13 protein-coding genes are annotated in these 13,480 nt (G+C 65.0%); 11 read left to right on the top strand and 2 right to left on the bottom strand.

Going from position 1 to position 13,480, the window contains the following annotated elements; genetic code table 11:
- The 9 genes from H7K34_RS24370 to H7K34_RS24325 all read left to right on the top strand — a co-directional run bounded on the left by H7K34_RS24370 (window position 1) and on the right by H7K34_RS24325 (window position 10,007).
- Window positions 1-738 carry an ATP-binding cassette domain-containing protein gene (locus H7K34_RS24370; RefSeq protein WP_264064547.1) on the top strand — a complete coding sequence of 246 codons (738 nt, stop codon included), beginning with the start codon at window positions 1-3 and terminating at the stop codon, window positions 736-738.
- A complete protein-coding gene (locus tag H7K34_RS24365) occupies window positions 735-1,934 on the top strand; it encodes an alpha-D-ribose 1-methylphosphonate 5-triphosphate diphosphatase (protein WP_264064546.1) in 1,200 nt (399 codons plus the stop codon). The genes H7K34_RS24370 and H7K34_RS24365 overlap by 4 nt, the downstream gene beginning before the upstream one ends.
- Entirely contained in the window at window positions 1,931-2,461 is a 531-nt protein-coding gene (locus tag H7K34_RS24360) for an HD domain-containing protein (RefSeq protein ID WP_264064545.1), read from the top strand. The genes H7K34_RS24365 and H7K34_RS24360 overlap by 4 nt, the downstream gene beginning before the upstream one ends.
- Window positions 2,462-2,626: 165 nt before the next feature.
- Window positions 2,627-2,917, top strand: coding sequence for a 30S ribosomal protein S6 (gene rpsF / locus H7K34_RS24355; protein WP_061557737.1), 291 nt, complete (start codon window positions 2,627-2,629; stop codon window positions 2,915-2,917).
- Window positions 2,918-3,033: 116 nt separating this feature from the next.
- Window positions 3,034-3,552: a single-stranded DNA-binding protein gene (locus H7K34_RS24350; protein WP_264064544.1), complete on the top strand. Its 519-nt coding sequence runs from the start codon at window positions 3,034-3,036 to the stop codon at window positions 3,550-3,552.
- Window positions 3,553-3,607: 55 nt separating this feature from the next.
- The gene (gene rpsR / locus H7K34_RS24345) at window positions 3,608-3,862 is read left to right on the top strand and encodes a 30S ribosomal protein S18 (RefSeq protein WP_066819628.1); all 255 of its coding nucleotides are present in this window, start codon (window positions 3,608-3,610) and stop codon (window positions 3,860-3,862) included.
- Window positions 3,863-3,893: 31 nt separating this feature from the next.
- Window positions 3,894-4,352 (top strand): 50S ribosomal protein L9, encoded by a 459-nt coding sequence (gene rplI / locus H7K34_RS24340; protein WP_264064542.1) that lies wholly within the window; start codon window positions 3,894-3,896, stop codon window positions 4,350-4,352.
- Between the two features lie 532 nt (window positions 4,353-4,884).
- Entirely contained in the window at window positions 4,885-7,512 is a 2,628-nt protein-coding gene (gene dnaB / locus H7K34_RS24335) for a replicative DNA helicase (RefSeq protein ID WP_264064541.1), read from the top strand.
- A gap of 737 nt (window positions 7,513-8,249) precedes the next feature.
- Complete coding sequence (locus H7K34_RS24325) at window positions 8,250-10,007, top strand: ABC transporter ATP-binding protein (protein WP_264064539.1); 1,758 nt, start codon at window positions 8,250-8,252, stop codon at window positions 10,005-10,007.
- On the opposite strand, the gene H7K34_RS24320 is transcribed toward H7K34_RS24325, so the two are convergent.
- On the bottom strand, window positions 9,969-10,460 hold the full coding sequence (locus H7K34_RS24320; protein WP_264064538.1) for a hypothetical protein: 492 nt from the start codon (window positions 10,458-10,460) through the stop codon (window positions 9,969-9,971). The two genes, H7K34_RS24325 and H7K34_RS24320, sit on opposite strands and share 39 nt — an antisense overlap.
- Window positions 10,461-10,563: 103 nt before the next feature.
- A complete protein-coding gene (locus tag H7K34_RS24315; protein ID WP_264064537.1) occupies window positions 10,564-11,391 on the bottom strand; it encodes a transporter substrate-binding domain-containing protein in 828 nt (275 codons plus the stop codon).
- A 125-nt stretch (window positions 11,392-11,516) separates the two neighbouring features.
- Here H7K34_RS24315 and H7K34_RS24310 point away from each other — a divergent pair, with 125 nt between their 5' ends.
- Window positions 11,517-12,509, top strand: coding sequence for a glycoside hydrolase family 6 protein (locus H7K34_RS24310; RefSeq protein WP_264064536.1), 993 nt, complete (start codon window positions 11,517-11,519; stop codon window positions 12,507-12,509).
- A gap of 111 nt (window positions 12,510-12,620) precedes the next feature.
- Window positions 12,621-13,475, top strand: a complete 855-nt coding sequence (locus H7K34_RS24305; RefSeq protein ID WP_264064535.1) for a transglutaminase-like domain-containing protein — start codon at window positions 12,621-12,623, stop codon at window positions 13,473-13,475.
- Window positions 13,476-13,480 lie beyond the last annotated feature (5 nt).

Raw genomic sequence — 13,480 nt, 5'->3', positions numbered from 1 at the left:
GTGCCACCGGTGCTGACGGTGCGGGGACTGCACAAATCGTTCACGCTGCACACCATCGACGGGCGCGTCGTGCACTCACTGCGCGGCGTCGACCTCGACGTGCGGGCCGGCGAGCATGTCGCGCTGGCCGGCCCGAGCGGGGCCGGCAAGTCCTCCCTGCTGCGTTGCGTCCACCGCACCTATCTGCCGAACTCGGGGTCGGTGCTGTTGCGCACTACGGCGAACGAAGAGATCGAGTTGACCAAGCTGCCGGACCGGGCCATGGCACGCGTTCGGGGCCGCGAGTTCGGTTATGTGTCACAGTTTTTGAACGCACCGCCGCGTACCAGCCCGCTGGAGTTCGTAGCGGCCACAGCCCGGCGTCGCGGTGTCGACCGCGCCGAGGCGCGCGAGGCGGCGGCAGACGCGCTGCAACGGCTCAACCTCGACGAAGTGCTGTGGGACGTGGACTGCTCGGTGCTCTCCGGCGGAGAGCGTCAGCGGGTGAACCTGGCCGCCGGCACGGTACGGCCGCCGCGGCTGCTGCTGCTCGACGAGCCGGTATCGGCGCTCGACCCGGCTAATCGCGAAGCGGCACTTGAATTGATTGGGGCGCTGACGACACAGAACGTCGCGGTGCTCGGGGTCTTTCACGATCTGGACGCCATGCGGCGATTGGCATCTCGGGTGGTGCTGATGCGCGACGGCCGCGTGGTGAAAGACGGTGCGGTGAACGAGATCTTCGAAGGAGTGGCATGACTATCGAGATGTTCGAACGGACCGTGCGGCACTGGCCGTTGGCGATGCCGCCGGCGGACTACGTGCTCGGTCACGTCTGCGCCGTGCTGCCCAACGGCGTGATCGACGACGCGGTGGTGGCTGTACGCAGCGGTGTCATCGCGGCGGTCGAACCACACCGGCCGGGGCTGTCGGTCGACGTCGACGGTCAAGGCCTGCTGTGTATTCCGGGTCTGGTGGATACCCACAGCGACGGGCTGGAGAAGGAGCGATTGCCGCGGCCAGGTGCCGAGTTGCCGATGGAGTTCGCGCTGCTGTCGTTCGAGGGCAAGCTACGGGCCGCCGGGGTGACGACGGTGTTTCACGGCGCCGGGTTCGAGCACAGCATGGGCCGTGGCACCCCGCGAACCGTTGAGGGCGCCGAGCTGTGCTGCGACGCCATCGAGGCGCGGACCGTGGGACTAGTGGACCACCGGATCCTGTACCGCCTCGATGTTCGTAGCCCAGAAGGTCTTGTGGCGCTTAAGGAACGGCTCGCCAGCCCGGTGGGCAGGCCGCTGGTCTCGCATGAGGACCACACTCCCGGGCAGGGCCAGTACGCCGAACGCGCATATTACGAGCGCTACATGATGGGCTCGCGCGGAATGACCGTCGAGGAAGCGGTGCGCCACGTCGACGACCTTATTGCCGAGCGCAGCGGGCGCCTCGGGGTCCGTGAGGAGGCGATGGGCTGGCTCGGCGAGCACGCTCGAGCCGGGCGGATCCGGCTACTCGGCCATGACCCGACGTCGCGGGCCGAGGTCGACGAGTTGATGGCCCGAGGCGGTGCGGTCGCCGAATTCCCGACCACGGTGGCGGCCGCGCAAGCGGCGCGTGACCATGGGCTGCCGGTGGTGATTGGCGCGCCGAACGTGCTGCGCGGTTCCTCGCACAACGGCAACGCGTCAGGCCGCGAGCTGATCGAACGCGGCCTGGTGACCTCGATCGCTTCGGATTACCTGCCGTCGAGCCTGCTGGCCGCGGCATTCACCCTCGTCAACGACGCCGGGATCGGCCTGGCCGCCGCCGTCGCGCTGGTGACGTCGGGCCCGGCCGATGTCGCGGGGCTGGCTGACCGAGGCCGGCTGTTGCCCGGCCGGCGCGCGGACCTGGCGCTGGTCGCACCCGGGCGCTGGCCCGTCGTGCATTCGGTATTGGTGAGTAAGGAGACGCCGTGACCCTCACCCGTGAAACGTTGGCCATGCTCATCGACGGGCTGGCCGGCCTGCCCTATGGCCGTGAGGTGGTGGACCAGCGCGCGCATGCACTACAGACCGGGTGGTACGCCAAACAGGCCGGTGCCGACGACGAGTTGTTGCTCGCGGCGACATTGCACGACATCGGGAAGGCCAAAGTGGCGGCTGCCCAATGGCCGGATCTTCCGCACGAGCTGTGCGGCGCCGAGTTCGCACGCACGCACTTCAGTGAGCGCGCAGCCTGGATCATCGGTGCGCACGTGCCGGCCAAGCGTTACCTGGTCGCCACCGACCCGGGGTACCACGCGCATCTCAGCCCCGCCTCGGTCGCGTCGCTCAAACTGCAGGGTGGCGGGATGAGCGAGCTAGAGATCGCCGACTTCCGCGCAAATCCGGGCGCCGACGAGGCGGTCATGGTGCGGCGCTGGGACGACAACGCGAAGGATCCGCACGGTCCGGTGATCACCATCGCCGAGGTGCTGGACGCCTACGACCGGCTGATCGCCTGAGCGCCGCGGGCAGATCTGCCCGGGCACTGATCGCCGAGTACCCGGGTGGCATGGATTTCTCGGGCCGCTGTGTCGTCCGGTAGCCTGATGCGGTTGCCGACGCAGGCGACCCTTCTGCCACGGACTGCCCGTGGCCGCTTAGACCAGAGGAGGTGATGAGGTCCTATGCGTCCATACGAAATCATGGTCATCCTTGACCCCACACTTGACGAACGCACCGTCGCCCCGTCCCTAGAGACGTTTCTCAATGTCGTCCGCAAAGACGGCGGATCCGTCGACAAGGTGGACATTTGGGGTAAGCGCCGGCTGGCCTACGAGATCGCCAAGCATGCCGAAGGCATCTACGTGGTTGTCGACCTCAAGGCGGAGCCGGCCACGGTGTCCGAACTCGATCGTCAGCTGAGCCTCAACGAGTCGGTGTTGCGCACCAAGGTGATGCGCACCGACAAGCACTGAGTTCGGTTGGCGCGCACGCTCCCCGTAGTCGGGGTGGGTGCGTAGGCTCAGCGAGAACATGCACATGACCGTTTACCGTTCCCGGGCGAGAGCCAGGACGGACCCAGGAGGACACAGTGGCTGGTGACACCACTATCACCGTTGTCGGAAACCTGACCGCCGACCCTGAACTGCGGTTCACTCCGTCGGGTGCCGCCGTCGCGAACTTCACCGTGGCGTCGACACCCCGGATCTTTGACCGCCAGAGTTCGGAATGGAAAGACGGTGAAGCACTGTTCCTGCGGTGCAACATCTGGCGCGAGGCCGCCGAGAACGTGGCGGAAAGCCTCACCCGCGGATCGCGCGTGATCGTCACCGGCCGGCTCAAGCAGCGCTCTTTCGAGACGCGCGAAGGTGAGAAGCGCACCGTCTTCGAGGTTGAGGTCGACGAGATCGGGCCCTCGCTGCGGTACGCCACCGCCAAGGTCAACAAGGCCAGCCGCAGTGGAGGCGGAGGCGGAGGCGGAGGCTTCGGCAGCGGCGGATCCCGCCAGGCGCCCCCGGCACAGCCGAGTAGCGCACCGGCTGACGACCCGTGGGGCAGCGCCCCGGCATCGGGCTCCTTCGCCGGCGGCGACGAAGAACCTCCGTTCTGACGTCAACCACATTTGAATCACGCAAGACCACTAGCAAACGGAAAGAAAGAAACACATGCCCAAGTCCACGAAACGGCGCCCGGCTCCGGAAAAGCCGATCAAGACACGGAAATGCGTCTTCTGCTCCAAGAAGGGCCAATCCATCGACTACAAAGACACCACCCTGCTGCGCACGTATATCAGCGAGCGCGGCAAGATCCGGGCGCGTCGTGTCACCGGTAACTGCGTGCAGCACCAGCGCGACATCGCGATCGCGGTGAAGAACGCCCGCGAGGTGGCTCTGCTGCCCTTCACTTCGTCGGCGCGATAACCGCCGGACGCCAACCGAAAGTACGAAAACGATGAAGCTGATTCTGACGGCCGACGTCGACCATCTCGGCACCGTTGGTGAGACTGTCGAGGTCAAGGACGGGTACGGCCGCAACTTCCTTCTTCCGCGCGGCCTGGCGATCCTCGCCTCGCGCGGTGCACAGAAGCAGGCCGACGAGATCCGACGTGCCCGCGACACCAAGGCCGTCCGCGATTTGGGGCACGCCAACGAGATCAAGACGGCGATCGAGGCGCTGGGTCCGGTTCCGTTGCCGGTGAAGACGGCGGCCGATTCCGGGAAGCTGTTCGGCTCGGTGACCGCCGGTGACGTCGCGGCGGCAATCAAGAAGGCCGGCGGCCCAAATCTCGACAAGCGCATTATTCGGTTGCCCAAGTCGCATATCAAGGCGGTCGGCTCCCATTCGGTCGCCGTGCATCTGCACCCCGAGATCAATGTCGACGTTGCGCTCAACGTCGTCGCGGATAGCTAACTCAGCACTGTTTGTCGACATCCGGCGGCTGCCCTAAATCGGCGGTCGCCGGATTTTGTCGTGCCGCCAGCGCGCCGAGATTGCGCTGTGGATGGACGTCGTGGGTCCGGCTGGCGAACTATTTCAGTGACGTCGCCAAGTGGGTCACTTAACCCCCTCGTAACTCAGCGAAAATATGGCCGAAAGCCAACACGCCCGGCGCAGTAACCTGCGACGACACGCCGAAGAGATTCTTCTCCACACCGATTCACCCGTTGTGTACGACCCTTATCAGCAGGGATGTCGCAGCGCCGCGTTTTAGTCCACAGGTTCTCCACAACCCACTCAACACAGGTGTCGATGGATATGCACATACGATGCACAACCTTATGAACAGCGCCCCTTTCAACAGCTGCCCAGCAACGTTTACGGTCTTCCCGGCGCGAGGCTTACGGGTGCTTGGTTCAGGGGTGTGCGAGCGTCCGGGCCTACGCTGCGAGTGTCGGCGATCGAATGTATGTTCGTATGATGTTGCAGAGGGAGGCGCCAGCCCGTGGCGGTCGTTGATGACCTAGCTCCTGGCATGGACGCTTCACCGCCCAGTGAGGAATTCAGCCGTCAGCCACCGCAGGATCTGGCCGCCGAGCAGTCGGTGCTGGGCGGGATGCTGCTGAGCAAGGACGCGATCGCCGATGTGCTGGAGCGGGTGCGGCCCGGCGACTTCTATCGCCCCGCACACCAGAACGTCTACGACGCGATCCTGGACCTGTACGGGCGCGGGGAGCCCGCCGACGCGGTGACGGTGGCCGCCGAACTGGACCGCCGCGGGCTGCTGCGCCGGATCGGCGGGGCCCCTTATCTGCACACCCTGATCTCAACTGTGCCGACCGCCGCCAACGCCGGGTACTACGCGGGCATCGTGGCGGAGAAGGCACTGCTGCGCCGGCTTGTGGAGGCGGGAACGAGGGTCGTGCAGTACGGCTATGCCGGCGCCGAGGGTGCCGATGTGGCCGAGATCGTGGACCGCGCACAGGCCGAGATCTACGACGTCGCCGAGCGTCGGCTGTCGGAGGATTTCGTTCCGCTGGAGGACCTGCTGCAGCCGACGATGGACGAGATCGACGCCATCGCCTCCAACGGAGGCATCTCCCGCGGCGTGCCGACCGGCTTTACCGAACTCGACGAGGTGACCAACGGTCTGCATCCCGGACAGATGATCATCGTCGCGGCTCGTCCTGGAGTCGGCAAGGCGCTCGCCCTGGACACGCCGCTGCCCACGCCGACCGGCTGGACGACGATGGCCGACGTCGCGGTTGGTGATGAGTTGCTTGGCGCCGACGGGCAGCCGACGCGGGTGGTGGCCGCCACCGAGGTAATGCTGGGCCGGCCCTGCTACGAGGTGGAGTTCTCCGACGGGACAGTGATCGTCGCCGACGCGGAACATCAGTGGTTGACCGAAACGCGCGCCTCCCGCAAGTCTGCGCAAGCCGCGGCGGTGGGCTACAACCGCTCCAAGAATCAGCGCACGTTTGCGGCGGTGCGAACGACGGCCGAGATCGCCGCAACGGTGCGCCTTGACACGCTAGACCGGCGACTGAACCACAGCGTGGTCAACGCGCATGCACTCGACCTACCGGATCGCGAATTATTAGTTCCCGCATACACTCTCGGCGCCTGGCTGGGGGACGGCACCAGTGCCTCAGCCCAGATCACCACGGCCGATCCAGAGCTGATCATGCGGATCGAAGCGGACGGGTTCCTGGCGGTGCCCTCGAGCTCCGCCCGGTACCGCTATCAGCTGCGCGTACCGGCTGATGTCGAGCAGACCCCTCGACAGTGTGTGGTGTGCGGCAAGGATTTCATTCCCCACACCAGTCAGGTGCGAACGTGTGGACGCTCATGCGGTGGCCGGGCCCGGTTCGTCTCTGCTCCGGTACCGAGTCCAACCTGCGCTCGCTGCGCGGGCCCGTCGAGCGGCTTGCGGTTGTGCCAGAACTGCCACTGCGCTGTGGGGACATTGCAGGCGCGACTGCGTACCCTCGGAGTGCTTGGTAACAAGCACATTCCGACGGAATACCTGCGGGCTTCCGAGACGCAGCGGCGCGCACTGCTCGCCGGTCTGCTCGACACCGATGGAACAGTGACGGTCGGCGGGGCCGTCCAATTCTGCGTCACTAACCATCGGCTGTCGTGTGATGTCGCCGAGCTGGTCGTCAGCCTGGGCTATCGCTGCCAAACCTCGACCAAGCGCGTGCGGGGCCGCAACGAGTCATCCAGCACCGCCTACACCCTGACTTTCTCCACGGACGACATTGTGTTCGCATTGCAGCGAAAGGCCATAGCGCACAAGGAGCGTCGCGCAGCCACTGGCGCCCAGCGCTCTGGATCACGCTTCATTGTGGACGTACGCCCGATCGAGACGGTTCCCGTGCGGTGCGTCGAAGTGGACAACGATAGCCACATGTACCTGGCGGGTAACGCGATGATCCCCACGCATAACTCCACGCTGGGTCTAGATTTCATGCGGTCGTGCTCGATCAAGAACCGGATGGCCAGCGTCATCTTCTCGCTGGAAATGAGCAAGTCCGAAATCGTGATGCGGCTGTTGTCGGCCGAGGCGAAAATCAAACTCGCCGACATGCGGTCGGGCCGGATGAACGACGACGACTGGACTCGGTTGGCGCGACGAATGAGCGAAATCAGTGAGGCGCCACTGTATATCGACGACTCGCCGAACCTGACCATGATGGAGATCCGCGCCAAGGCGCGCCGGCTCAAGCAGAAGGCCGACCTGAAGCTGGTCGTGGTCGACTACCTGCAGCTGATGACGTCGGGAAAGAAGGTCGAGTCGCGCCAGATCGAGGTGTCCGAATTCTCAAGGCATCTCAAGCTTTTGGCCAAAGAGATCGAAGTGCCGGTGGTGGCGATCAGCCAGCTGAACCGTGGTCCGGAGCAGCGCACCGACAAGAAGCCGATGTTGTCGGACCTTCGTGAGTCGGGATCATTGGAACAGGACGCCGACATGGTCATCCTGCTGAACCGGCCGGATGCATTCGAGCGCGACGACCCGCGTGGGGGAGAGGCCGACTTCATTCTGGCCAAGCACCGCAACGGCCCGACTAAGACGGTCACCGTCGCCCACCAGCTGCACCTGTCACGCTTCGCCAACATGGCGCGGTAGCAACCTACCGGGCTGACGCTGGGGAGATTCAGACCTCGGCTCGCCACCTTCAGACGAAAATCTTTGCGTCCGAACTAATCACGTAATCAACCTATGGCGCAATCGCCTTGGTCAGAGTGTAAATACATTGGCCTAGCGCGTGGTGCTTCGGCGCTCGTGTGAGTCGAGTCAACTCCCATGACGAGATCAATAGGCCCCACAACAGGTGCTGGATCCACGCCGGATCCAATTTGGTGTCTACGGTTCCCTCGACGTGACCTCTTTCGATCGTGAGGATCAAAGCTCGGTCGGCGTCTGTCTCGGTGTCCCAGTCGACGATGTCGAACATGTCGGGTCGATTGATAACCAGCAGGAGCAAGTCGCCTAACTCGAAGTACTCCTGCGCCAGCCGAGTTAGCGCGTCTGGAGCGCTGCCGTCGCCGAGGCGCGCGCACCGTGGCAGCCGCGATCTTTTCCGTCGCGTCGGTCCCGATTGCCGCCAGCAGGTCGGATCGTTCGGGAAAGTAACGGTGCACGGTCGAGCGTCCGACGTTTGCGACCAGGGCGATATCGGCCAACGCGGCTTGGGGATTGCGGGTCAGCGCCGAGACCGCGGCGTCCAGGATGGCGCGACGTGTCCGGACACGTGTACCGGACTCAACAAGTGCACCGGCGCCGTCCACGAAGCGATAGTACGCGACGGTCCGGTTTAGGGAGCTCGTTGACATAAATAGGACAATTGTGTTCCATTTCGAGCCATGCCTTCTCCATCGTATTTGGCGCGACTGCGCCTGCTTTGGTCATTCGCCGCACCCCATCGCGGTGCTCTCGCGGCAGGTCTGGTGTTGGGATTGCTGGGCTCGGCCGCTGGTTTGGCGACGCCCATGGTCACCAAGTGGGTGCTCGACTCGCTCGGGCAAAACGCGTCGCTGCGAGGTCCGGCGGCGACCCTGCTAGGGCTGTTCGTGTTGGGCGCGGGCATCCACTGTGCGCAATGGATCTTGCTCGGGACCGTCGGTGAACGGATAGTGCTTGATGCCCGGACGTCAATGGTGCGCCGCTTCCTTCGTGCAACGGTGCCTGCAATCACCAGCCGACCACCCGGCGAGCTGATCACTCGCGTCACCTCCGATACCGTGCTGCTGCATACGGCGACGTCGACGAGCTTGATCGGCCTGATCAACGGCGCCGTGATGCTAGTCGGCACGCTGGTGCTGATGGGTGTGCTGGACACTGCGCTGCTAGCCGCCACGCTTGCGGTGATCGCAATAGCCGCAGTGCTGTCTATGCTGTTGATGCCCGGAATCGCTGCGGCACTGCAAGAGGCGCAGCATCACCTGGGACTCATGGGAGGCATCCTCGAAGGTGCCTTGCGTGCGGTACGGACACTGAAGGCCAGCCGGGCCGAGGAACGCCAAGCCACCCGAATCATTGTCGAGGCCAAGGCATCCACTCGCCAGGCCATTCACGCCGTGCGCTGGGAGTCGATCGCCTGGACGATTGCGTGGGCAGGTGTCGATCTGGCGATCGTCGTCATCATCGGAGTAGGGGCCTGGCGCGTCAGCGACGGCACACTGGCGCTGTCGAGCCTGATCGCGTTCCTGCTCTACGCGTTCGGGCTGATCGACCCGGTGGTCGAGCTGTCACAGGACGTCATCAACCTGCAGGCCGGTATCGCCGCGGCAAGCCGCATCCGCGAGGTCGAGACCCTCGAGGTCGAACCCGATCCGCGCGCGGCACTACCAGCACCAGCAGCAGCCCTCGGCGATCAGCCGGTGATCGAAATGCGCGGTGTCACAGCTGGTTACGGGACAACCACTCCGGCCGTATGCGCTATCGATCTCGCCATCGCGCCGCGCGGACACATCGCCATCGTTGGCCCCTCCGGGGCGGGAAAGACCACGGTGTTGTCGCTGATCTTGCGTTTCCTGGAACCTCAGGTCGGCGAGCTTCTGCTGCGCGGCCGGCCGTACAGCGGATGTAGTCATGCCGAGATCCGCAAACGCCTTGCCTTCGTGGAACAAGAGACACCGAGCGTGCCGGGGACGATCCGCGAAAACCTGCTCTACACGTTTCCCGGCGCAACAGAGGACGACTTGCGCAGGGCACTCCGCGACGTCGGACTCGACGATGAGGTTGCCGCGATGAAAATGGGCGTTGATACCGATCTGACTTCGTCGGCGATCTCTAGTGGCCAACGGCAACGCGTGGCACTGGCGCGTTCCATCATGCGCCCCTCTGATGTTCTGCTGTTGGATGAGGCGACCGCACACGTGGACGCGCTGGCCGAAACCGCGATCCACGACTGCATCCGCCGGCTCGCACGCGACCAGGCCGTGGTTTCGGTCGCCCACCGGCTCTCGACGGTGGTCGACGCAGACGCCATCGTGGTCATGCAGGACGGGAACATCCGGGCACAGGGCACACACACCGACCTGCTGGCAACCGATCAGCTGTACCGCGACCTTGTCGACGCACTATGGGTCGGCGAACCGTCCATCGGCACACATGAATAGGAAATTCCGCTCTGCGCGCAGACCTGGACCGCGCGGGACCGTTTCACACGATGGGGCGCTCGAGTGTCTTGGTTCGATGGTCGCGCCCGCGGGCGGGCCAGCGGATACCGGTAACGACTCGCCGAGCGAGAACACAACCGGCAGCGAACTGGCGAAGCGGACCCAGCGGACGTCCTTGCCCTCTGCGCCGGCCGTCCACGCTGACGCGGCGTCCATGGCGTCACACACCGCGCCCATCCACAGCGCGGTCCGCTTTGCCGGCCCCGCCACCGTCGCGACTCCGATCACCATGTCGCGTGCTCCGAACAGCCGAGTCACGTAGCGGGAATCGGCGTTGTCTGCAGCTCCGGGGACCTGCCCGTGTCGCGCGAAAGCGCCAGGCCAAAAGTAGCCGACCAATCCGCCTGCGGTACGGGCGATTCCGATGATCAATGCAAGCACTCGGTTTGACATCCACACTCCTCGACAGGCTTCAGGTGGTCAGCTGACGCGATCCCCATTGTTGTCCGACCCGGCTGACGAGCAAGCCCGCGCAGCGGGCGATGACTTGCACGCATTAGGGACCGATGACCGACCCCAGGTAACGGGTGCTCAGCCTGGCGTAGGTGCCGTCGTGCTGTGCGATGTTCAGCCACTGGTCGACGTACTGCTGCAGACCAGCCTCGCCTGCAGGCAGCAAGTACGCTTTTTGCTCGAACGTCAAGGGGCGGTCCACGGCGACGCCACACAATCGCGGATTTTGCGCTATCTGATAGCGGATCTCGCTGGTGTCGGTGAACATGACGTCGGCTGCGTTATTGGCAAGCTGGTCGAAAATCATTGTGTTGTCCGGGAATTCGATTACCTGTGCATGTGTGATGTGGCTCTTGGCGAACTCGGCATTGGTCCCGCCCGGATTCTCGACAACGCGAACGCCTGCGGTGTCGATATCGGCCAACGTCCGGTATTTGTCGCTGTCCGTGCAGCGAATGATGGCGGCCTTGCCGTCGCGCAGGTACGGCGAGCTGTACAACGCCTGCTGAGCACGTTTCAAGCTGATGGAGATACCACCCATTGCAAGGTCGCATCGGGTGCCGACGTCGGTCACGAGGTGGGCCCACGTGCTGGGTATCAGGTCGAGCCTGGCCCCCAACCGGTCCGCGAGGTCGTGCGCCATGTCGATGTCGAGGCCGCTCCACGAACCCTGGGCGTCGCGGAAAGTGAACGGGCGGTAGTCGCCGGTGCTACACACCCGGACGACCTTGTCGTGCACGATTCGGTCGAGGGCCGTCGGGGGTTTGCCCGCCGGTGGCGGCGATTGCGGTGCCGTATTACCGCACGCCGCCATCACGAGCAGTGCCGCCACTGTGGACGCCGCGGTCGTGCCGCGGCGCAGGACGGGCATTCGGTTCATCACCTGTGTTAAATATCGACCGCGCACGGCGTCATCCCTACCCTGCCCGGGCCCCCGGTGGGGCCTTACCCCACCCGCGATTCGCCCTGAATTCCGCGAAGCGCTAATTTTCCTGGGTGATGTCCTCAGCTGCTCGTGCTCTGGCGCGGTGGATTGCTCCCTTCCTGACTGTTGCCGTCGTTGCCGGCATGGTCCCGCTACAGGCCGGCCTCGCCCCGGCGGTGCGCTTGGTCAGCGACGGGAACCCGCTGGCTGGTGCGCCGTTCTACGTGAATCCCACGTCGGCGGCCATGCGCGCCGCACAGGCTGCCGATCCGCCGAGTCCGCAGTTGACCGCGATCGCCAACACGCCGCAGGCGTACTGGATCGTCCCGGGCGGTTCGGCGGGCACGGTCGGCAAGTACGTCGGCGACGCCAATGCCGCCGGCGCGATCCCGGTGCTGACGCTGTATGGGATCCCGCACCGCGACTGCGGCAGCTTCGCCGCGGGTGGTCTGGGGTCGGGCGCGGACTACCGGGGCTGGATCGACGGCATCGCTGCCGGCGTGGGCGCCTCGCGGGTGGCGATCATCGTCGAACCCGATGCGCTCGCGATGGCCGACTGTCTGTCGGGTGATGCGCGCCAAGAGCGCTTCGACCTGATTCGCTACGCCGTCGACACGCTGACTCGGGATCCGAACGCGGCCGTCTACGTCGATGCCGGTCACCTGCGCTGGCATAGCCCCGACGACATGGCCGCCAGGCTCAACCAGGCCGGCGTCGGCCACGCGCGGGGTTTCAGTGTCAACACGGCGAACTTCTTCACCACCGAGGACGAAATCGGTTACGGCGAAGCGATTTCGGGCCTCACCAATGGTTCGCACTATGTGATCGATACGTCGCGCAACGGGGCAGGACCGGCACCCGACGCCGAGCTCAACTGGTGCAACCCGAGTGGCCGAGCGCTCGGTGCGCCGCCTACCGCGAATACCGCCGGCGCGCACGCCGACGCCTACTTGTGGATCAAACGTCCCGGCGAATCCGACGGATCATGCGGCAAAGGCGATCCGCCGGCGGGCACCTTCGTGAACCAGTACGCCATCGATCTAGCCAGCAGGGCGGGCCAGTAGCTCTGCGTCGACGAGCGGCGCGCGGCTGCGTGCTGTAAGAAAGTGCGTACACGAAAGCCCTGCCAAGCAGCGAGCGGGACTCGACTGGCTCAGACGAGAGGGCCTGATCGGATGCCTGCATGGAAACGCCACGGCGTGACGACCAATAGCAGCACGGCCGGCGCTGGCCGCAGCGTTGGCGTAGAAATCGAACTCGAGGTCTCCGAACCGACGGTGCTCGATTTCCAAATCGCGGTCAGCCGTCAGCCCGGCATTGAGGTGAGCGAGTCGCTCACTATCAAACGAAACGGCAAAGCGGTCCAACCGCGTGAGGTCATCGGCGCGCACCAGACCCGCATCCACGTCGTATCGGCCGGCACAGGAACAGTCACCGCGTCATATTCGGCGACGGTCGGCGGGCAGGCGGACCCCGAGTCGGTCAGCGAGATCGATGCAACCACGTATCTGCGCCCGAGCAGATACGCCGAAGCCGATAAGTTCTTCGGCTTCGCCGCTACCGAATTCCAGCAGTACGGCACCTCGGTCACCTTGCTGGAGAGAGTTTCGTCGTGGGTCGGTACTCGACTGAACTATGTCCCTGGGTCCAGCGATTCGATCGACGGGGCCGCCGATACCTTGCTCGCGGGTGCGGGCGTGTGTCGCGACTATGCCCATCTGGTTATCGCGCTGCTGCGCGCGGTCAACGTCCCGGCCCGAATGGCGGCGGTGTACGCCCCCGGATGTCACCCGATGGATTTTCACGCCGTGGCCGAGGCGTTGATCGATGGGGTGTGGCGGGCGGTCGACGCCACCTGCCTGGCCCCGCGGCAGTCTATGGTCCGCATCGCCACCGGACGTGATGCCGCCGACACCGCCTTCCTGGACAATCACGGGGGCGCCATCACCTTGCAGAAAATGACGGTCAGCGCGGTCGTGGACGGTGAGCTGCCCAAGGATTCGGTCGAGCAACTCGTCACCCTGCGTTAGAGCCC

This window comes from Mycobacterium montefiorense (genome assembly GCF_025823255.1).
GTDB lineage: Bacteria > Actinomycetota > Actinomycetes > Mycobacteriales > Mycobacteriaceae > Mycobacterium > Mycobacterium montefiorense.
This window is presented reverse-complemented; position numbering and strand designations above follow the sequence as displayed.